Below are 20,849 nucleotides of genomic sequence, written 5' to 3' on the forward strand. Positions count from 1 at the left end.
TTTTAATTTTTGAAGTGATGTTTATTCGCTATAAAATATTTAAATTCGCTGTCACATTTTACATTAATTAAACACAATATAAGTTGGCATCTAAAGATAAAGAGGTTAAGGAAACACCATTAATGAAGCAGTATAATGAAATCAAAAGGAAGTATCCTGATGCTTGTTTGTTGTTCAGAGTGGGTGATTTTTACGAGACATTTGGAGATGATGCCGTGAGGGCTTCAAAAATATTGGGGATAACGCTTACAAAACGCGGTGCAGGTTCGGCTACTGAGACCGCCTTAGCTGGTTTTCCACATCATTCGATAAATACTTATCTGCCAAAATTAGTAAAAGCAGGACTTCGTGTTGCAATTTGTGACCAGCTCGAAGATCCTAAAATGACTAAAACAATTGTAAAAAGAGGAGTGACTGAGCTTGTGACGCCGGGAGTTTCTATGAATGATGAGGTTTTACAATCAAAGACAAATAATTTTTTAGCTTCCGTTTTTTTTGCTAATAAATCAATCGGGATTTCTTTTTTAGACGTTTCAACTGGTGAGTTTCTTACTGCTCAGGGAAATGCGGAATACATAGACAAGTTATTGCAAAACTTTAGCCCTAGCGAGGTTTTGATTCAGAAGAACAATAAAAATGATTTCAAAGAAAACTTCGGACACGACTATCATTGCTTCTATTTAGAAGACTGGATTTATAAAGAAGATTACGCACTCGAAATCCTAACTAAGCATTTTCAAACAGTCTCTTTAAAGGGATTTGGTATTGCTGATTTGAAAGAAGGAATTATAGCATCAGGAGCTATTTTATATTATCTGTCCGAAACACAACACAATAGAGTCCAACATATCACAGCGATTCAACGAATAGCTGAAGACGCTTATGTATGGATGGATCGATTTACGATTCGGAATCTTGAATTGTACCACAGTTATAATCCAAATGCAGTTACGCTGCTGGATGTGATCGATAAAACGCTTTCGCCAATGGGTGGTCGTTTACTGAAACGCTGGCTTGCATTGCCTTTAAAAGACAGCAACAAAATACGAAGCCGCCATCAGGTTGTTTCTTATTTACAAGAAAATCAAGAAGTGTTGCAAAAAATGCAATATCAAATTAAGCAAATTTCTGACTTAGAGCGGCTTATTTCCAAAATAGCAGCCGGAAAAGTGTCGCCACGCGAAGTGGTTTATTTGAAAGAGTCATTAGACGCTATTATTCCCATAAAAACATTGGCGTTAGAAAGTCCGCAAGAGGCAGTGAAGATTATTGGTGATAGTTTGCATAGCTGCGATCTATTAAGGGAAAAAATCAAAACTACCTTAAATCAAGATGCGCCAGTTGCTATTGTTAAAGGGAATGCCATTGCAAAGGGTGTTAATGCTGAATTAGATGATTTGCGTGCTATTTCAACGTCTGGGAAAGAATTCTTGGACGGGATCGAAAAGCGAGAGTCTCAATTGACAGGGATTTCTTCTTTAAAAATTTCCTTTAATAATGTTTTTGGGTACTATATTGAAGTTAGAAACTTGCATAAAGATAAAGTTCCTGCGGACTGGATCCGAAAACAAACCTTAGTGAATGCGGAGCGCTATATTACCGAGGAGTTAAAGGAATATGAGACTAAGATTCTAGGTGCTGAGGAGAAAATACAAAAAATAGAAGCAGAGTTGTTTGAGCAATTAGTTGCTTGGATTGCAACTTATATTAAACCGGTTCAGCTAAATGCTAATTTAGTGGCGCAGTTGGATTGTTTGTGTTCTTTTACCCAGCTGGCAATCGAGAATAGATACGTCTGCCCTGAACTAGATGAAACGTTCGAACTGGAAATACAGAACGGAAGGCATCCGGTTATTGAAAAACAACTAGCAGTAGGAATGCCTTATATTGCCAATGATGTTTTTTTAGACAGAGAAACACAGCAACTGATTATGATTACTGGACCCAATATGTCTGGGAAGTCAGCTATTTTACGACAAACGGCTTTAATTGTACTCTTGGCTCAAATGGGGAGCTTTGTTCCTGCGGAGAGTGTTAGAATGGGAGTAGTTGATAAAATTTTTACTAGAGTAGGAGCCAGTGATAATATTTCGATGGGAGAGTCTACCTTTATGGTCGAAATGAATGAAACAGCTTCTATCTTGAATAATATTTCAGATAGGAGTTTGGTATTGTTAGACGAAATAGGAAGAGGGACTAGTACCTACGATGGAATATCCATTGCTTGGGCAATTGCGGAGTTCTTGCATGAGCATCCATCAAAACCTAAAACCCTATTTGCAACGCATTACCATGAATTAAATGAGATGAGTGAATCATTACCTAGGATCCAGAATTATAATGTAGCGGTAAAGGAGTTAAAGGACAATGTTCTTTTTATTAGAAAACTGGTAAAAGGAGGAAGTGCTCACAGCTTCGGAATTCATGTAGCAAAAATGGCCGGGATGCCACAAATCGTGATTTTGAAAGCGCAAAAGCTCTTGAAAAAATTAGAGAAGAATCATTCTAGCGATATGTTAAACGGAATCAAATCTGAAAAAGACGGCTCGAGCCTGAAAGGCGAACAGGCGGAGCGAATGCAGATGAGTTTCTTTAATTTAGACGATCCGTTACTGGAAGAAATCAAAGAAGAAATACTAAATTTAGATATAAATACAATAACTCCCGTAGAAGCACTGATGAAGCTTAATGAAATAAAGAGAATGTTGACTCGAAAGTAATTTTTTTCTGTTTTTAAAGTTTAGGTTATCAAAAGGTTAGCTTTTTTATTGAATTTTTTTGTAAAAAAGGCTTGTGTAATTCAATAAATGTCTTAAATTTGCACTCGCAATACAGAACAAGTATCGCGGTTCTTTTTAAGGATTGAAAATGCGAAAATAGCTCAGTTGGTAGAGCGCGACCTTGCCAAGGTCGAGGTCGCGGGTTCGAGCCCCGTTTTTCGCTCGACACCATATAATGCTCGGATGGTGAAATTGGTAGACACGCTGGACTTAAAATCCAGTGAACAGCAATGTTCGTGCGGGTTCAAGTCCCGCTCTGAGTACTAAGAAAGCTTCAAACTATGTTTGGAGCTTTTTTTTTGTCTAAAACTGAACTTTCTTTAGGGTGGCGTTAATTTAAGATTGTATTTTAGAGAAATTGATTTTTCTGTGATTAGTTTTTTTGCAAAGGGAAGTCTAGCTAGTCTTTAACTCTGATGGTGTTTGTTATTTTAATAATTATTTATGGCGACTTTTGTAATTAGTAAAAGATTTAGTGGTGATTATAAGTTTGAATTTACTTCCAGAAAGGGAAAGACAATTTTCACGAGTAATGCATATGAGCTACGTATGGATTGTGAAGCAGCGGTAGAGCATATACGATCGGTTTTAGAGACGTGTTCTTACGTAAAGTTTAAAACTACTAAGGGGAAGTTTTTCTTTAGGGTAGTGGTCGAAAATGAGGTGGTAGCGACAAGTAGAAAATATAGTACGGAGTTGATGGTTCAAAAAGGGATTCTTGAAATCACTAAATATGGCTCAAAAGCAGAGATATTAGATTTTTCGAATAATAATTTTCTTTTTGAAGATTGACTATGATGTTTTAATAGCGTGATAAAAAAAGGTCTTTGAATTAATTAATTCAAAGACCTTTTTTTAGAAATTATCAAAAATGAAAAAAGCCATCTCGCTTACGCGGATGGCTTTGATTTTTTTGATGTAATTTAAAATTACTCAGCAGGAGTTTCTGTAACAACAGCAGCAGAATCAACAGCTAATGCAGTAGTATCAACAGCTACAGAATCAACAGCTACAGCAGTAGTGTCAACAGCAACAGTTTCTTCAGCAGCAGCGTCAGATTTTTTACAAGATACAACAGTTAAAACAGCAACAACAGCTAAACTTAAAAATACTTTTTTCATCTTAATTTAATATAAAGGTTAATTATTAATTCGTCGCAAAGATATAAAATATTTGATACGTAAAATATATTTTCGTTTTTTTTTTACTTTTTTTTCACTTTTTTTTTGGAGGGGTCATTTTCACAGTCGTAGTACTGAGTGATAAGGACCATATGTTAAGTTATTTTCAATTATGATATTATTTTTTTAGCGATTTGTTTTTTCATTTAATAAAAGGCTTTTTCTTAGGATTGAAAAGTATTTGTTTTTTTAATTATTTGATTGTTAGTAAATTATATTACTAGTGAACAAAGTGGTATTAGTCCGGTGTGTCTTTTTTAATAGATTGTTTTCATTTTAGAAATGGTAATTTTTCAATGTTGAATGGTTAAAATTATTGCTCTCACAAAAAGAGTAACTACTCGTCTCGAATTGTAAGAAAATTAAGCTCCTAATAATCGTTTATTTAATTAAGAATAGGGGGCATTTGAAAGCTATTGAGCAATATTTTTCATGATGATATTTGTTGCCCCTTTATTCATCTGAACAAAAGTGCTGCAGATATGACCTTTTTCGCTGCGGAAGTTGGCATCTACAATTAAATCTTTAAAAGCGGCAATTAATTCTGTTTTTTCGGAAACAGAGATGCATCCTCCCATATTGACCAAAGCAGTTGCTTCTGCAAAATGAGAATAATTTGGACCAATTACGATTGGAACTCCAAAAGTAGCCGGTTCCAGTAAGTTGTGGACGCCAGGATTCCCGAATCCGCCGCCTACATACGCGATATCGGCATAACTATATATTTTGGTAAGGATGCCAACGGTGTCAATGATAAAGACATCATAATCAACCAGATTTTTATGCTGTTTTTCTGAGAACAAGACTGTTTTTTTTGTGATGCTGCTTTTTAACTGTTCAATTTGGTCGACCTTGATGTTATGAGGAGCGATAATAAATTTCGCATTTAATGTATAGGTATTAATAAAGTCCAACAATAGGGCTTCGTCTTTCGGCCAAGAACTCCCTACAACAATGGTTAGGGTGTTGTTTTTGAATTGGGAAATATAATCTAAATCATTGTCTTTCTCTAAAATAGCAGCAACGCGGTCAAAGCGGGTGTCACCAGAAACGGCCACATTCGTTTTTCCTAACTGCTGTAGTAATTTTTTGGAGCCTTCATTTTGAACAAAAAAGTAGCTGAAAGTATCTAATGCTTTTCTGTAAAAGCCTCCGTACCATTTAAAGAACATTTGCTTTTCTCTAAAAATCCCTGATATTAAATAAGTTGGCGTATTTTTTTTGTGCAGTTCATTTAAATAGTTCAACCAGAATTCATACTTGATAAAAAAGACCATGTCTGGGTGAACGAGATCAAGGAATCGTTGTGCATTTTTTTTGGTGTCTAACGGTAAATACACTGTCGCGTCTGCAATGGTGTTGTTTTTGCGGACTTCATATCCAGACGGTGAGAAAAAAGTGATTACTATTTTGTGCAGCGGATATTCTTCTTTGATTTTCTCTATTACAGGTAGACCTTGCTCGTATTCCCCTAATGAGGCAGCATGAAACCAAATCGTTTTATCTGAAGACTTTATTTTTTGTTCTAAAGTGGTGAAAACAATTTTTCGCCCATCGACAAAAAGCTTGATTTTTGAATTGAACAGCGCAATGAAGTTGAGTAATGAACCAGTAATTTGAATTACTATGTTATAAAGAAAATGCATACCGGAATTTTTATTTCGCTAAAATACAGTTTCTTTTGTTTATCATTTAAATCTTAGTGCTTAAATTCATATTTTTGCAAGTAAGAGTTTTAATAAAGTCTAAAAGAATTACTTCGATTTTTAAAAGCGCTACAACTGAATCGTAAAACAGCAATCTGCCCCTTTTGCGTGTTTTGTATCTTTTTTGAACAAGTAGGTTAATTGGTTTAAATTAAATATAAATGAAAAAAATCCAAATGGTTGACCTAAAAAGTCAATACGAAAAAATAAAAGAAACGGTTAATGTTTCAATTCAAGAAGTTCTAGATACCAATACGTATATCAACGGGCCACAGGTTCACCAATTCCAAAAATCTTTAGAAGAGTATCTTGATGTTAAGCATGTGATTCCTTGTGCAAACGGAACGGATGCCTTGCAAATTGCGATGATGGGATTGGATTTAAAACCAGGCGACGAAGTAATTACGGCCGATTTTACTTTTGCCGCGACGGTAGAAGTGATTGCTTTATTGCAACTGACGCCTGTTTTAGTCGATGTGGATCTGTACAATTTGAATATTTCTATCGATGCAATTAAAAAAGCAATTACACCAAAAACAAAAGCAATAGTACCTGTTCACTTATTTGGTCGTGCGGCTAATATGGAGGCGATTATGGCAATTGCCAAAGAGTATAATTTATATGTAATCGAAGATAATGCGCAGGCCATTGGAGCCAATTGTAAATTTTCTGATGGAACCAAAAAGAAAGCCGGGACTATTGGTCATTTGGGGTCAACTTCCTTTTTTCCTTCTAAAAATTTAGGATGTTATGGAGATGGTGGAGCCATTTTTACTAATGATGATGCATTAGCTCACAAACTTCGCGGAATTGTAAATCACGGAATGTATGAGCGCTACCATCATGATGTGGTAGGAGTAAACTCTCGTTTGGATAGTATTCAAGCAGCAGTTTTGAACGCTAAATTACCTTTGTTGGATCAATATGGTAAAGCCAGACAGGATGCAGCACGCAAATATTCCGGTGCATTTGAAGGACATAAAAATATCGTAGCGCCAACTATTTGTGACATCTGCGACTGCCATGTCTTTCATCAATATACCTTGCGTATTTTAGATGCAGACAGAGATGGTTTGATGAAACACCTGTTGAGTAAAGATATTCCATGTGCGATTTATTACCCAATTCCGTTGCACTCACAAAAAGCATATTTGGATACCAGATACAAAGAAGAGGATTTTCCAGTAACAAATCAGTTGGTAAAAGAAGTGATTTCGCTTCCTATGCATACAGAATTGGATGATGAACAAATAAAATTTATAACGGATAGCGTTTTAGAGTTTTTTAAATAATTTTTTCAGGAGCTATTTCCTGCTTTCCACTATATCTTTTTATCCTGAACTTGTTTCAGAATCTGGAAACAAGTTCAGGATAAAAAGGATGCCGTTTCAATCAGGGCTATAAAAACGAGTCCGATTAATAAAAAATGAAAATGAAAATACTAGTAACAGGAGGTTTAGGTTTTATAGGATCTCACACGGTTGTCGAATTGCAAAACGAAGGCTTTGAAGTGATAATTGTAGACGATCTTTCTAATACGTCATTAGAAGTATTAGACGGTATCGCTGCTATTACGGGAAGAATTCCTGCATTTGAGAAACTGGATTTACGGGATAAGTATAAAGTACAGGATTTTTTCAAAAGACACCACGATATTTCAGGCGTAATCCATTTTGCAGCTTCTAAAGCGGTAGGTGAAAGTGTCGAGAATCCGTTGTTGTATTATGAAAACAATATCAATGCCTTGGTCTATGTGCTGAAAGAGTTGCAGAAAATGACAGAAGCGAACTTTATTTTTAGTTCTTCCTGCACTGTTTATGGTCAAGCCGAAACAATGCCGATTACTGAAGATGCATCGATTCAAATTGCGATGTCCCCTTATGGAAATACCAAGCAAATAGGAGAGGAAATCATTACTGACGTTGCTAAAGTATCTAATATAAACGCTATTTTATTGCGTTATTTCAACCCGATAGGAGCGCATCCTTCAGCCGAAATTGGTGAATTGCCTATTGGCGTACCTCAAAACTTGGTTCCGTTTATTACGCAAACTGGTTTTGGATTGCGAAAAGAACTTTCAGTTTACGGAGATGATTATCGTACGCCTGACGGAACAGCAGTACGGGATTATATTCACGTAGTTGATTTGGCGAAAGCCCATGTCATCGCTTTGCAAAGATTGTTAAATAAAAAGAATGTTGCTAAAGTGGAAACGTTCAACTTAGGTACAGGAACAGGAAGTTCAGTATTGGAAGTGATTAAAGCTTTTGAAAAAGTAAGCGAACAAAAATTACCTTATAAAATTGTAGCGCGCAGAGAAGGAGATGTTACTTCGGCTTATGCTAATACACATAAAGCCAATACGGTTTTAGGTTGGAAAGCGCAATCTACACTTGAAGAAGCTATAGCGAGTGCCTGGAAATGGGAGCAAAAAGTTAGAAAAGCAAAATAATGATAAAGAAAAGTGTGCTGTTTTTGAGTCTGATTTTAATAGTGTCGTGCAAAAGTTATGATGTGAATAGAAAAATAGCTACAACTCAAAAACAGCGTACTTTAAGTGGTGAGCAACCCCTAATTATTGGACACCGCGGTACGCCAGGCTATTTGCCTGAGCATACGATTGAAAGTTACGCTAACGCCATAAAAATGGGTGCTGATTTCATTGAACCTGATTTGGTGATGACAAATGATGGTTTTCTAGTAGTGCGGCATGAGCCTATGTTGTCTGGTACGACTAATGTTTCTGAGATTCCTGAATTTGCGGCAAAAAAAACAACCAAAAATCTAGATGGTAAAGCAGTTACAGATTGGTTTGTGTCTGATTTTACGTTAGTAGAAATAAAGCAGTTGCGAGCAAAACAGGCTTTCGCCGAAAGGCCGCAACAATACAACAATCAATATGCAATAGTGACTTTTGGAGAAGTGATTGCTTTGGCAAAACAAAAATCAAAAGAACTAGGACGCACCATCGGGATTTACCCCGAAACAAAGCATCCTTCTTTTCATGAAGCGCAAAATTTACACATTACCGATAAATTATTAGAAGAATTAACAGCTGCTGGCTGGAATAATCAAGAGGCACCTGTTTTTGTACAATCTTTTGAGGTTACAAACTTGCAATACATTCGGTCTAAATCTACCGTAAAAACCATCCAGTTATTGAGTTGTTATGATGTGGCGCTAAACGGGGATTTGATTTTCACCGTTCCTGAAGGCGAATTTATTTCTGACGGAATGCCTTATGATTGGTATTTAAAAGGCAATAAACGAGACTTTGGTTTTTTTAGAACAGCAGCCGGATTAGATTTTGCTAAAACGTATGCAACTGGAATTTCTCCATGGAAACCCTTTATTATTCCGTACAAAGGAATGGATGCAGATAAGGATGGGAAGGCAGACGATGTCAATAAGGATGGAAAAGTAGATGAAGCAGATAAAACAGCTTTGTCACCTACAAACTTAATATCAGAAGCGCATAAAAGAGGATTGCAAGTACATACCTATACTTTTAGAAACGAAAGCCACCGTTTGCTCAGCGATTACAATAATGACCCAATTTTAGAATACCAAGCTTTTTATAAATTAGGAATCGATGGAGTTTTCTCTGACTTTACTGATACAGCGGTAAAAGCAAGAAATAGAAACTTTTAGCTAAAAAAATAGACTGCCAATTGACAGTCTATTCTAAGAATATTAATTTTCTGCAGCTTCTTTCATTTTTTCGCCTGCAGCACTCATTTTTTCAGCGCCTTTTTTTAGAGATTCACCCATTTTTACTTTGGTTGAGTCCACTGCTGCATCAACTTTAACGGCTGCTGTGTCTACTGCGTCACCCATTTCTGTTCCTATTGCATCAGTAGCTTCACCCACTTGATCTTTAGTTTCCTGCTTACAAGAAACTAATGTTAAAGTTGCAACAACTGCTAATCCTAAAAGTGTTTTTTTCATGTTTGTGTATTTTATAAATTATTGATTGGAGTGTATTCATTCCTTGTATAAAGATAAATGAAAAATCCCCACAAATTTTCGTTGTGAGGATTATTTTTATCTTTGAAACTGAATACTAAAAACTGCGACTGAATACTAATTATGCATTTGCAGTGACTGCTTCTCTGTCAATTTTTCCAATCAATCCAGCTAATACTTTTCCTGGGCCAACTTCAGTAAACAAAGTCGCACCATCAGCAATCATTTGCTGTACAGATTGTGTCCATTTTACAGGAGCTGTCAATTGGATAATTAGGTTTTTCTTAATCTCTTCTGGAGAGGATACTGCAGTTGCCGTTACATTTTGATATACTGGGCAAATAGGAGTCGAGAACGTAGTCGCTTCAATCGCTGCTGCTAGTTCTTCTCTTGCTGGTTCCATCATTGGTGAGTGAAATGCACCACCTACCGGTAATAACAAAGCGCGTTTTGCACCTGCTTCTTTCATAGCAACACAAGCCGCTTCAACAGCTGTAGTTTCTCCTGAAATTACTAATTGTCCAGGGCAGTTGTAGTTTGCAGCTACTACAACACCGTCTATAGAAGCACATACTTCTTCTACAATAGTGTCAGCAAGTCCTAAAACGGCCGCCATTGTGGAAGGTGTTATTTCGCACGCTTTTTGCATTGCAAGAGCACGTTGCGAAACTAATTTCAATCCGTCTTCAAACGATAAAGCGCCATTAGCAACTAATGCCGAAAATTCTCCTAATGAATGTCCCGCTACCATTTCTGGTTTGAAATCATCACCTAAAGTTTTAGCTAAAATCACCGAATGTAAAAATACCGCTGGTTGCGTTACTTTGGTTTCTTTCAATTCTTCGGCAGTACCTTCAAACATGATGTCTGTGATGCGGAAACCTAATATTTCGTTTGCTTTTTCAAATAAGTCCTTTGCTAATGCAGAGCTTTCGTATAAGTCTTTACCCATTCCTGTGAATTGCGCGCCTTGACCTGGAAATACATATGCTTTCATAAAAAGTTGTTTAAAGTTTAAGGTTTCAAGTTTATCTGATGATTGAAATAAAACCGTCTGCAAAAATACTATTTTTTTTAGGAGCAGCAACTTTTGTTCTTCTAATCAACAGTCGTCCTGCTGTGCGCTACAATCTTTTTATCCTGTCTCGTTTTAAAACGAGACAGGATAAAAAGGATTTTCACTTCCATCAGGGCTAGAGAGAAACAGTAGGGTTTTCAATAAATAAAAAAAGCGTTGTGCTTATAACAACACTTTTGTCTATAAAATTGGAATAAATCCTAGGTATGTAGTTGTCAATTACAATTCGATGGAATTGATGATTTCTAATAACTGATTGTTTAAATCGACATTAGTGATTCCATTCTTTGCATCAAAATTTTCATTGAAGCTCGGTAACGAGAAGCTTCCTTTGACTACAGCACCTTGAAAAGGAAAACGATTTTTTGCAATTTCTAAAACAGAACTTCCTCCTCTTGGCCCAGGTGATGTGGCTAATATTAGTGTTTGTTTTTCTTGAAATGTTTTAGCGTGAATTCTCGAAATCCAGTCAAAAATATTTTTAAAAGCAGTAGAATAGGCACCGTTATGTTCAGCAAAAGAGATCACAAGTAAGTCTGCAGTTCCTAATTTAGCATAAAAATCAGTGGCTAATGTTGGAATTCCAGTTGCTGTTTCTTTGTCTGTTGAGAAAATTGGCATTTCATAATCATTCAAGTCTAAAACTTCTACTGACGCATTTTCAAATTGTCCGGCAGCATAAGTTGCTAATTGTTTATTGATAGAGTCTGTACTGGATGAAGCACCAAAAGCGATAATTTTTTTCATTTTTATTTATTTTTAAAATAGGTTAATGCACCCGAAGGGCATTTATTTACGGTATCTATAATTTTTTCCGTCGAAGAAGCATCAATTTTTATCCAAGGCTTTTCTTTGGGTTGGAACACTTCAGGATTGTTGCGAACACAGTTTCCTGAATGAATGCATTTGGCAGATTGCCATACCACGGTAACTTCACCATTGGTATATTTCTTTTTAATGTCTTTAGCGTCCATAATTATAGCATTGTGTTAATTACAATATTATTTTTTAATAGTTTTGACACCGGACATTTTTCGGCAATAATTAATAATCGCTTCTTTATGTCGTCTTCAATTTCTGCTGGAAAACTAATTGATCTCGAAATTGTTGTAGTGAGTTCAGGATCGCTTTCTTGGTAAAAATTCAAAGAAATGTTTATTTCAGGAATATCCCATCCTTTTCGATCAATATACATTCTCAAAGTAGAGAGCGTACACGCGGCCAAAGAGGCTAGGAGTGTAGAAAAAGGATCTGGGCCAAGGTCTTTTCCTTCAATACTCTCTGGTTCATCCATAATAAGTTGGCCGTTTCTCCAAGTGATAGTACACAAATACTTTTGAGTGCCTATGTGTCCCGTAATATCTTTTTGTAATACATTTTCCATACTTTAATTTTTAAAATTGGGCCTTTCGGGCTAGATTACAAAACGTCTTTGTATTCAGGGGTTTTGTCAAAAAAGCTCTTCGCAAATGGACATAAGGGCAGAATTGTAATTCCATTTTCTCGGGCAAATTCAACTGCTTTCAGAATCATTTTCTTTCCAAAACCTTTGCCGTTGTTCCCCGGATTTACTTCAGTGTGGTTAATGATAATTTGAGTTGCACCCGCAAAGACAAATGTCATTTTTGCTTCGGTTTTATTATCTACTTTAAAATAAAACGTCCCCTTTTGATTATTGTGTTCTAATTCTATTGTTTCAGCCATAATTGGATTTTTATTAGTGTTTCATTGGGATTTCCATTAATAAAAACTCAGCATCTGAAGTTGCTTCAATATCCAGAGCAGTAACATCCCAAATTCCGAAGCCATCTCTAGTTTCTAATTCTTGTCCGTTAATCGTTAGGTTCCCAGAAAGTATAAATGCATAAACGCCATTGCCTTCTTTTTTTAAATCGTAAGTTGCTGTTACTCCTTTATCGAATTTACCCAAATGAAACCAAGCATCCTGATGAATCCAAACGCCTTCATCTTCTGCGTTTGGCGAAAGAATTTGTTGTAGTTTGTTTTTTCTTTCTTCGGGGTTTAAAGTGACTTGTTGGTATCTCGGTTCTACGTCTCTTTTATTTGGGAAAACCCAAATTTGCAACAATTTCGTTCTTTGGTCTTCGTTTGGATTGAATTCGCTATGCTTTACTCCAGTTCCGGCACTCATGACTTGTACGTCACCATTTTTGATAATTTCCGTATTTCCCATGCTGTCTTTGTGAGCCAAATCTCCTTCCAGCGGAATGGTGATAATTTCCATGTTATCATGTGGATGCGTACCAAAACCCATTCCGGCAGCAACGGTATCATCATTCAATACGCGCAAAGCGCCAAATTGAACTCTTTCTGGATTGTACCAGCTGGCAAAACTAAAACTATGATACGCATTCAACCAGCCGTGATCTGCGTGTCCTCTTGTATCTGCTTTATGTAAAACTGTAGTTGACATGTTGAAATTATTTAATGATTATTATAATGCAAATTTACAACCATTGAATGAAGAGGGCACTTAATGTAGATTAAGAAAGTACTCAGTGATCAGTTTATAGTTTTTTAGTATTCAGTTTGGTTTGGTGCATATTTTTTAAATCGTAATTTATTTCGGGATTTTTGATCGTTGAGACAATTCTAATCACTAATTCAAACTGATCACTGTCTACTACTTTCTGAGTAACTTCGATTTCATCTTACTAAAAAATTCTGGTGTAACACCAATATAAGAAGCAATTTGTTTTTGAGGTATTTTTTGAAGTAGCGTAGGATATTTTCTGCGAAATTTTTCAAAGCGTTCTTCTGCGGATAAACTTAAATTATCCATAAGCCGTTCTTGGTTTGCAACCAAGGAATTTTCGGTTAGAATTCTAAAAAAACGTTCCAGTTTTGGTATCGCTGCATAGAGATACTCTTGATTTTCTTTGGAAAGTGTAACAATTTCGGCATCTTCTAAAACTTCGATAAAAAGATTGCCTGGCTTTTGCGAAATTAAGCTGTACATGTCACCAATCCACCAACCTTCACAGGCGAAACTTAAAACATATTCGACGATATTATCATTGATATTGAAACTTCTTAAGATCCCCGAATTAATGAAATAGGAATGTTTGCAAATTTGTCCAGAATTCAATAAAATAGTTTTAGCTTTAAAAGTATGCGTTTCAGTTTTAGATAGAAACAATAGTTGTTCTTCTGGAGTAAGTGAAATGTGTTTGCTAATATTTTGAATGATTAGTGACACTATTTCTGCGGTGTTTTCTTTTCCTCAGGAAGTAATTTGAATGATGAAACTACAAAACGATTGTTTTTTATTTCACCTACAACTGCTGCTTTTCTAATAGCGGCGCAAAAGCCATCGCTGGCATGAGCATCACCATGAGAATCGAGGCTAGTACCATCTACAAAATACGATTTTCCGTCTATGCGTACTGCTAATTCGCAACCGTACCCTTCCATTGCAAACTGGCATTGTCCACAGGCAGCCTCTACTATTTGAGATTTTGATTGTTCTTTTTTATCCTGAGCGTTCGTTGCAACTGTGATAAATAAAAATGTTGCTAGTACTATTTTTTTCATAATTACGAATTTACTTTTACTAAGGTAGCTGCTTTTTTTGCTTTTTCCACAATTTCTTCGATAGGAGTTTCTAAAGTGTCATTGACTAGTGCAATTCCCATTCTTCGGTACGGTCTTGAAGTGGGTTTACCAAAGATTCTGAAATCGGTTTTAGGGAGAGACGCGATTTTTTCTATTCCCGAAAAACTTGGATTTGCGGAGTTTTCAGAAGCCGCAATTACGGCACTGGCCCCCGCTTTTTCTAAGGTAATTTCAAATATAGGCAGACTTAAAATAGCGCGCAAATGCAGTTCAAACTCGTTAAAGTTTTGTGTTCCAGCCAAAGTTACCATTCCGGTATCATGTGGGCGAGGGGAGAGTTCTGAGAAATAAACACCATCATCAGCAAGGAAAAATTCGACTCCGAAAAGTCCGGCGCCGCCAAGGGCTTCGGTCACTTTTTCGGCCATGTCTTGTGCTTCGTATAATTCTTTGTCTGAAATTCGGGCAGGTTGCCAGCTTTCCTGATAATCGCCTCGCTCTTGTCGGTGACCAATAGGCGCACAAAATAAAGTAGGATTGTTATTTTGAACAACGGTCAACAATGTAATCTCCGAATTGAATTTGACAAAGGCTTCTACAATCACTTCCACGACATCACCGCGAGAACCTTCTACGGCATAATTCCATGCTTTCTCGATATCGGCTGCTGTTTTTATGGTTGATTGTCCTTTTCCTGACGAACTCATTAATGGTTTTACTACGCAAGGCATTCCCACGGCTTCAACTCCTTTTCGTAATTCATCGGCAGTGGTGGCGTATCGATAAGCGGCCGTTTTTAGACCTAATTCTTTGGCAGCCAAATCACGGATTGCTTTTCTATTCATCGTAAAGTTTGCCGCTTTTGCAGAGGGAACCACGGTAATGCCTTGCTTTTCGTAATCATAAAAGCGTTCGGTACGAATGGCTTCTATTTCAGGGACAATAAAATCAGGTTTGTGTTTGGCTACAATACGATCTAAAGCTTCTCCATCAAGCATGTTGATGACTTCAAAACGATGAGCCACTTGCATAGCAGGAGCGTTTTCATAACTGTCTACCGCAATTATGGTTTGGCCGATGCGTTGTGCGGCAATTGTAAATTCTTTTCCTAATTCGCCTGAGCCTAGAAGTAGTATTTTCATGTTTTATGTTTTTCGTAGGGGCAGGTCGCGACCTGCCCCTACATATTATTGTCTGGACGTGATGTTTTCCGCGTGAGGGATTGCTTCGCCAGTTCGCTATCGCTCGTGTGTAGTGGAAATCCTTTTATCATGTAGCGCTAGCGGAATGAATAAAAGATTGCAACGTATAGCCCGACCTCGTTGAAGAAAAAGCCTTCTTTTTTTTTAACGAGGTCACGCCCTAAAACAAAAATAGTTTAAAATTCAAAGTTATGAAACTCTGAACCTTAAACTATTTTAAAAAATGGAAGGGTTTGTTACTTATGAAACCGCTTCTTTGATTCGTTTTAAAGCTTCTGTCAAAATATCTTCGCTTGTTGCATAAGAGAAACGGATACAATCCGGGTTACCAAATGCGTCGCCAGTTACGGTTGCCACATTAGCTTGGCCTAAAAGATACATAGAAAAGTCATTAGCGTCTTTGATTAAAGTTCCTCTTAATGTTTTGCCAAAGAACGAAGATACGTCTGGGAATACATAAAAAGCACCTTCTGGCACATTGATTTTTATCCCTGGAATTTCTTTCAATAAACCAACAACTAAATCTCTACGGCTGTGGAAAGCTTGAACCATTTCGTTTAATACTGATGGATCAGCATCTACAGCAGTAATAGTAGCACGTTGTGCAATACTGTTTGCGCCACTTGTTACTTGTCCTTGTATTTTTGTACAGGCCTTAGCGATAAATTCTGGACCTCCAATATAACCAATTCTCCATCCTGTCATTGCAAATGCTTTTGCAACTCCGTTTACGGTAACTGTTTTTTCTAACATTCCAGGGATAGATGCAATACTGCAAAAAGTCCCTGAGAAATTGATGTGCTCGTAGATTTCATCTGCAACCACAATGATGTTAGGGTATTTTTCTAATACTTTAGCTAATGCTGTTAGTTCTTCTCTGTTGTAAACAGAACCACTTGGATTACAAGGAGAACTGAACCACATCATTTTTGTTTTTGGCGTGATAGCTGCTTCTAATTGTGCTGGTGTGATTTTAAAATCGCTTTCAATAGAAGTAGGAACTTCAACTGGAACCCCACCTGATAATTTTACGATTTCGAAATAAGAAACCCAGTAAGGTGCGGGTAAAATTACTTCGTCACCATCGTTTAACATTACTTGTGCGATGTTGTATAACGATTGTTTTGCTCCTGTCGAAACTACAATTTGTGATGGTTTATAATCTAAATCATTGTCTCTTTTGAATTTTCTGCAAATAGCTTCTTTCAATTCAACATATCCATCTACAGGAGAGTAGGTGCTATAATTTTCGTCGATCGCTTTTTTAGCCGCTTCTTTGATAAAGTCTGGAGTATTGAAATCAGGTTCTCCTAAACTTAAACTGATAATGTCTTTTCCTTGTGCTTTTAGTTCTCTAGCCAAAGCTGCCATTGCTAATGTTTGTGATGTAGCAAGGTTGTTAATTCTGTCTGAAAGTAAGTGATTCATTAAAAAAAGTGTTGCTGGCCCTAATTTGTTAATAGAAAATAAGGGAGGTTAATTATTTATTTTTGTAGAATGTCAATGCATCTCTACATTGCTGGTTTCATTCCTAACTGTTTCAAATGTTTGAAATGAGCAATAACGGCACTTCGCATTGTTTTGTATTCATAATAGGGTAAATTGCATTCTTCTGCCGTTTCCTTAACGATTTTCGCAATATTTCCATAATGTATATGGCTGATATTTGGGAAAATATGATGTTCAATTTGGTGATTCAAGCCACCAGTATACCAGTTTACTATTTTGTTTTTTGGAGCAAAATTAGTCGTAGTAAATAGTTGGTGAATCGCCCAGGTGTTGCCCATTTCTCCTAATTCATTAGGAGAAGGATTCTCTGTCTCTTCGACCACGTGTGCCAATTGAAATACGATACTTAAAATTAATCCTGCAGTATAGTGCATGATAAAGAAACCGATCAATACTTTCCACCAAGCGATACCAATAACGATAGGTAATACAATCCAAACGGAAACGTAAATAACTTTAGTGATTATCAAAGTCGTCCAAAGTATTTTTGGACTTTTAGCTTCACCGTAGGATAATTTTCTTTTTAGGTAGTTTTTCATTTGCTTAAAATCGGTTGTGATAGCCCAATTGAAAGTTAATAAACCATATAAAAACACAGAATAATATTGTTGAAAGCGATGGAAAGAATGCCATTTTGCATCTTTTGTAAATCGTATGATACGTCCAGCATCCAGATCTTCATCATGGCCAGGGATATTCGTGTAAGTGTGGTGCAATACATTATGTTGTACTTGCCAGTTATGTACGTTTCCGGCAAGAATGTATATGGTACCGCCCATGAATTTGTTTACCCAGTTTTTATTAGAATACGAACCATGATTTCCATCATGCATTACATTCATACCTACTCCAGCCATACCTATACCCATAACGATTGTCAGCAGAAGGTGAGCCCAGAAAGGCATATCAAGAGTTAGAATTAAAAAGTAAGGCGCAAGAAAAACGGTTATCAAAATAACGGTTTTCAAATGGAGTTTCCAGTTTCCGGTTTTCTTGATATTATTTTCCTTGAAGTAATTGTTTACGCGAGAGTTAAGTGTTCTAAAGAACTTTAATTTATCTTGCTTTGCAAATGTAGGAGGTGTTTTGGTCATATAAAAATGTAATAAGTTCCAAAGATAATTATTATAAATTTTAAGTATGCCAAATTGAGTTAAATATTTCAGAGTTAAAAACAGTACTTTTGTTAAAAAATTTGAACGATGGACGAGATTCTTAAGTATTTTCCTAATTTGACTGATGTCCAAAAGGAGCAATTCAAAAAATTAGACTTTTTATATCACGATTGGAACGAAAAAATAAATGTTATTTCGAGAAAAGATATTGACGCTTTATATACAAAGCATATTTTGCATTCGTTGGGGATTGCAAAAATCATAGATTTTGTGCCAGGTACGTATGTTCTTGACGTGGGAACTGGTGGTGGATTTCCTGGAATTCCATTAGCGATTCTTTTTCCAGAAACACGTTTTCATCTGATTGATATTATAGCGAAGAAAATCAAAGTAGTTCAGGCTGTAGTTGATGCATTAGGACTTGAAAATGTTAAGGCAGATCAGTTAAGAGCAGAATTAGTGAAAGGTGATTTTGATTTTATTGTAAGTCGCGCCGTAACTAATATGCCTGATTTTGTGTCTTGGATAAAAGACAAAGTCAAAAAGAAAAGCAAGCATGAGCTGAAAAATGGTATTCTTTATCTAAAAGGGGGTGATTTAACAGAAGAATTAAAAGACTTCCCAAAAGCAACACAATATGATTTAGCTGATTTCTTCGAAGATCAATTCTTTGAAACGAAGAAAGTGGTACATGTACCGTTGAAGTTTACGAGTTAGGGAATTTAATAGAAGCAAGAAAGCCGAACCAGAATTTAATTTTGGTTCGGCTTTTTTGTTTCTAGTCCTTTGCTTTAAATTTCTTTTAAATAGTCCTGCCAAATTTCCTTATAACTGCTTCCTACTGGTATTTCAATGGTGTTTATTTCCACTTCGTTCTTAGTGTATGCCGCTATTTTCTTGGTATGAATAATATAGGAGCGGTGAATCCGTATAAAGTCAGGATTTAACAATTTTTCGAAAGCGGAGATGTTGTATTTAATATGATGTGAAATACTGTTTTCAAGATGGATCGTGACATAATCTTTCAAACTCTCAATGTATAAAATGGCATCAAAGACAATTTTGATATTTTTATTTCCACTGGACACAAAAATGTGGTTTTCGTTGCTTGGTTTTTCTATGATTTTTTGGTTTTGTAATTGCTTGAATTTTTCAATCGAAACAAAAAACCGATCAAAGGTAATGGGTTTTAAAAGATAGTCAATCACATTGAGTTCGTAACCTTCTAATGCGTATTCGCGGAAAGCAGTGGTGAATATTGCTTTAGGTGGGTTTTTGAGTTTTTTTAGAAAATCATTCCCTTTAAGTAAAGGCATTTCAATGTCGAGAAACATCAGGTCTATGGTGTTTGTTTCTAAAAAAACATAGGCTTTGAGTGCGTTTTCAAAAGAAGCTATCAATTCGAAGTTGTCGAAATGTGCCAGATGGGTTTCAATCAATTCTCTTGCCAATGGTTCGTCGTCTATAATGATACATTTGTATTTCATTCGAAAAAGAATAGGTGTTTTGAAATTTTTAAAAATCTAATTTAGCGGTTTTGAGTTGTCTTTTGTTATTCTTTCTAAAACTTCTTTGCTGTTTTTATTTTCAGGGTTTAGTTCGACAGACTTTTTATACATCGAAATTGCTTCTTCTTTTTTGTCTGTTTTTAGCAAAGCTTCCCCATAACTGTCATAAGCGTTTGAACTATTTGGATTTAATGTTATGTTAAGTTTAAAAACTTCTGCAGCTTTTTGATTTTCATTCTTTCTCAATAAGTCATAACCCCAAGTATTCAAATCATCTTCAGAATGATTGAAAGTCAAATCTGCACCTTTTTCGTCATTACTGGCTTGCATATTATATTGTATGATTCGTTCCTGAATTTCTGTTTTTTGCTTAGAAGTGTTGGCATAAATTTTTGAAATTGCAGTTATTACTAATGGTGGATTGTCCATCCAAATGCCGTGATGGCAAGCCTGAGCTGTAATGCCGGTAACGTTAGGATTATTTTCTACATATTTTTTATGACACTCTTTCCAACGTGCAATTAGTTCTGCTGTTTTTTCAGAGGGTAATTCGCTAACAAAATCAACGACAGGAATGTTTTGCGGAATAGAAATTTTACTCATTATTTTCACGGTTTCAAGAATAGTAGCAGACATAAAGTAAGTGCCTTTATTATTCTTTTTCCAGTTTGCTACAAGTTCATCACTTTGTGCCGCGACTATTTTTTCGATATGACCATCTTCATAAAAGTTGTGGTTGACATCGATCAGCACAACTCCTCTAACTAATTTAGGATGTCTTGAAGCATAAAGTGCCGAAAGATAGCCACCATAAGAATGAGAAACTAATACGATTTCTTTGTCGTAACCCAATTTTTGTAACCCGATTTCAAGATCTTCAATACTGCTTATGATACCGTGTTTAGATTCATCAGTTTGTAATGTATCAATAGTACTTTTGCCATAACCAGCTCTGTCGTATGTTATCAGAGTCGTATTTGTTATTTTAGAAGTTTGGTCTAATAATGAATTCCAAACAGCACCGCTATTTCCTCCTCCAGCATCAAATAGTATTGGTATTCCTTTACCTTTTACAATCTTGAAATGGATTTTGTGGTTGCCAACATCTACTAAGGTGTCAATGGTTTTGGATTGGCTATTCGCCGCGATAAAAGTGCTGAAAAATAAAATGCTAATTAAAAATTTGTGTTTCATAGATTCGTTTGATGAATGATTTTTTGAAAAGAAA

22 protein-coding genes and 2 tRNA genes are annotated in these 20,849 nt (G+C 36.1%); 8 read left to right on the top strand and 16 right to left on the bottom strand.

Features of this window, described 5'->3' with window-relative positions; genetic code table 11:
• Positions 1 to 83 precede the first annotated feature (83 nt).
• From mutS to AC4PRO_RS02380, 4 genes are all read left to right on the top strand, one after another.
• Positions 84 to 2,720, top strand: a complete 2,637-nt coding sequence (gene mutS / locus AC4PRO_RS02365; RefSeq protein ID WP_492116154.1) for a DNA mismatch repair protein MutS — start codon at positions 84 to 86, stop codon at positions 2,718 to 2,720.
• A gap of 150 nt (positions 2,721 to 2,870) precedes the next feature.
• Positions 2,871 to 2,943, top strand: a tRNA-Gly gene (locus AC4PRO_RS02370).
• Between the two features lie 14 nt (positions 2,944 to 2,957).
• A tRNA-Leu gene (locus tag AC4PRO_RS02375) sits at positions 2,958 to 3,043 on the top strand.
• Positions 3,044 to 3,224: 181 nt separating this feature from the next.
• The gene (locus AC4PRO_RS02380) at positions 3,225 to 3,572 is read left to right on the top strand and encodes a DUF1508 domain-containing protein (RefSeq protein ID WP_074721654.1); all 348 of its coding nucleotides are present in this window, start codon (positions 3,225 to 3,227) and stop codon (positions 3,570 to 3,572) included.
• Positions 3,573 to 3,709: 137 nt separating this feature from the next.
• On the opposite strand, the gene AC4PRO_RS02385 is transcribed toward AC4PRO_RS02380, so the two are convergent.
• Together AC4PRO_RS02385 and AC4PRO_RS02390 are read right to left on the bottom strand one after the other, a co-directional pair.
• Positions 3,710 to 3,901, bottom strand: coding sequence for a hypothetical protein (locus AC4PRO_RS02385; protein ID WP_074721652.1), 192 nt, complete (start codon positions 3,899 to 3,901; stop codon positions 3,710 to 3,712).
• Positions 3,902 to 4,374: 473 nt separating this feature from the next.
• Positions 4,375 to 5,607: a 3-deoxy-D-manno-octulosonic acid transferase gene (locus AC4PRO_RS02390; protein ID WP_492116155.1), complete on the bottom strand. Its 1,233-nt coding sequence runs from the start codon at positions 5,605 to 5,607 to the stop codon at positions 4,375 to 4,377.
• Between the two features lie 221 nt (positions 5,608 to 5,828).
• Between AC4PRO_RS02390 and AC4PRO_RS02395 the strand changes: the two genes are divergently transcribed.
• The 3 genes from AC4PRO_RS02395 (at position 5,829) to AC4PRO_RS02405 (ending at position 9,318) form a co-directional block, all read left to right on the top strand.
• Positions 5,829 to 6,959 (top strand): DegT/DnrJ/EryC1/StrS family aminotransferase, encoded by a 1,131-nt coding sequence (locus AC4PRO_RS02395; protein WP_492116156.1) that lies wholly within the window; start codon positions 5,829 to 5,831, stop codon positions 6,957 to 6,959.
• A gap of 140 nt (positions 6,960 to 7,099) precedes the next feature.
• The gene (gene galE / locus AC4PRO_RS02400) at positions 7,100 to 8,119 is read left to right on the top strand and encodes a UDP-glucose 4-epimerase GalE (RefSeq protein ID WP_492116157.1); all 1,020 of its coding nucleotides are present in this window, start codon (positions 7,100 to 7,102) and stop codon (positions 8,117 to 8,119) included.
• Positions 8,119 to 9,318 (top strand): glycerophosphodiester phosphodiesterase, encoded by a 1,200-nt coding sequence (locus tag AC4PRO_RS02405; RefSeq protein ID WP_492116158.1) that lies wholly within the window; start codon positions 8,119 to 8,121, stop codon positions 9,316 to 9,318. The genes galE and AC4PRO_RS02405 overlap by 1 nt, the downstream gene beginning before the upstream one ends.
• A gap of 42 nt (positions 9,319 to 9,360) precedes the next feature.
• Here AC4PRO_RS02405 and AC4PRO_RS02410 read toward each other — a convergent pair whose 3' ends face one another.
• The 12 genes from AC4PRO_RS02410 to AC4PRO_RS02465 all read right to left on the bottom strand — a co-directional run bounded on the left by AC4PRO_RS02410 (position 9,361) and on the right by AC4PRO_RS02465 (position 18,092).
• Positions 9,361 to 9,615, bottom strand: coding sequence for a hypothetical protein (locus AC4PRO_RS02410; RefSeq protein ID WP_074721642.1), 255 nt, complete (start codon positions 9,613 to 9,615; stop codon positions 9,361 to 9,363).
• Positions 9,616 to 9,754: 139 nt separating this feature from the next.
• On the bottom strand, positions 9,755 to 10,630 hold the full coding sequence (fabD, locus tag AC4PRO_RS02415; RefSeq protein WP_492116159.1) for an ACP S-malonyltransferase: 876 nt from the start codon (positions 10,628 to 10,630) through the stop codon (positions 9,755 to 9,757).
• Positions 10,631 to 10,930: 300 nt separating this feature from the next.
• Positions 10,931 to 11,458: an NADPH-dependent FMN reductase gene (locus tag AC4PRO_RS02420; RefSeq protein ID WP_074721638.1), complete on the bottom strand. Its 528-nt coding sequence runs from the start codon at positions 11,456 to 11,458 to the stop codon at positions 10,931 to 10,933.
• A 2-nt stretch (positions 11,459 to 11,460) separates the two neighbouring features.
• Complete coding sequence (locus tag AC4PRO_RS02425) at positions 11,461 to 11,685, bottom strand: (4Fe-4S)-binding protein (RefSeq protein WP_492116160.1); 225 nt, start codon at positions 11,683 to 11,685, stop codon at positions 11,461 to 11,463.
• A gap of 2 nt (positions 11,686 to 11,687) precedes the next feature.
• Positions 11,688 to 12,095 (bottom strand): OsmC family protein, encoded by a 408-nt coding sequence (locus AC4PRO_RS02430; protein WP_492116161.1) that lies wholly within the window; start codon positions 12,093 to 12,095, stop codon positions 11,688 to 11,690.
• A gap of 35 nt (positions 12,096 to 12,130) precedes the next feature.
• Positions 12,131 to 12,415, bottom strand: coding sequence for a GNAT family N-acetyltransferase (locus AC4PRO_RS02435; RefSeq protein ID WP_492116162.1), 285 nt, complete (start codon positions 12,413 to 12,415; stop codon positions 12,131 to 12,133).
• A 13-nt stretch (positions 12,416 to 12,428) separates the two neighbouring features.
• On the bottom strand, positions 12,429 to 13,145 hold the full coding sequence (locus tag AC4PRO_RS02440) for a pirin family protein (RefSeq protein WP_074721632.1): 717 nt from the start codon (positions 13,143 to 13,145) through the stop codon (positions 12,429 to 12,431).
• Between the two features lie 210 nt (positions 13,146 to 13,355).
• Positions 13,356 to 13,931, bottom strand: a complete 576-nt coding sequence (locus tag AC4PRO_RS02445) for a Crp/Fnr family transcriptional regulator (protein ID WP_492116163.1) — start codon at positions 13,929 to 13,931, stop codon at positions 13,356 to 13,358.
• Positions 13,931 to 14,266, bottom strand: a complete 336-nt coding sequence (locus AC4PRO_RS02450) for a DUF6370 family protein (protein WP_492116164.1) — start codon at positions 14,264 to 14,266, stop codon at positions 13,931 to 13,933. The genes AC4PRO_RS02445 and AC4PRO_RS02450 overlap by 1 nt, the downstream gene beginning before the upstream one ends.
• A gap of 2 nt (positions 14,267 to 14,268) precedes the next feature.
• Complete coding sequence (purT, locus tag AC4PRO_RS02455; RefSeq protein ID WP_492116165.1) at positions 14,269 to 15,429, bottom strand: formate-dependent phosphoribosylglycinamide formyltransferase; 1,161 nt, start codon at positions 15,427 to 15,429, stop codon at positions 14,269 to 14,271.
• A gap of 300 nt (positions 15,430 to 15,729) precedes the next feature.
• On the bottom strand, positions 15,730 to 16,917 hold the full coding sequence (locus tag AC4PRO_RS02460) for a pyridoxal phosphate-dependent aminotransferase (protein WP_492116166.1): 1,188 nt from the start codon (positions 16,915 to 16,917) through the stop codon (positions 15,730 to 15,732).
• Positions 16,918 to 17,000: 83 nt separating this feature from the next.
• A complete protein-coding gene (locus tag AC4PRO_RS02465; RefSeq protein WP_492116167.1) occupies positions 17,001 to 18,092 on the bottom strand; it encodes a fatty acid desaturase family protein in 1,092 nt (363 codons plus the stop codon).
• A gap of 108 nt (positions 18,093 to 18,200) precedes the next feature.
• Here AC4PRO_RS02465 and rsmG point away from each other — a divergent pair, with 108 nt between their 5' ends.
• Positions 18,201 to 18,830 (top strand): 16S rRNA (guanine(527)-N(7))-methyltransferase RsmG, encoded by a 630-nt coding sequence (gene rsmG, locus AC4PRO_RS02470; RefSeq protein WP_492116168.1) that lies wholly within the window; start codon positions 18,201 to 18,203, stop codon positions 18,828 to 18,830.
• A 74-nt stretch (positions 18,831 to 18,904) separates the two neighbouring features.
• Here the strand turns inward: rsmG and AC4PRO_RS02475 are convergent, their stop codons facing one another.
• Positions 18,905 to 19,600: a LytR/AlgR family response regulator transcription factor gene (locus AC4PRO_RS02475; protein ID WP_492116169.1), complete on the bottom strand. Its 696-nt coding sequence runs from the start codon at positions 19,598 to 19,600 to the stop codon at positions 18,905 to 18,907.
• Positions 19,601 to 19,636: 36 nt separating this feature from the next.
• A complete protein-coding gene (locus tag AC4PRO_RS02480) occupies positions 19,637 to 20,815 on the bottom strand; it encodes an alpha/beta fold hydrolase (protein ID WP_492116170.1) in 1,179 nt (392 codons plus the stop codon).
• Positions 20,816 to 20,849 lie beyond the last annotated feature (34 nt).

The organism is Flavobacterium sp. DW-iso2 (assembly GCF_058725285.1).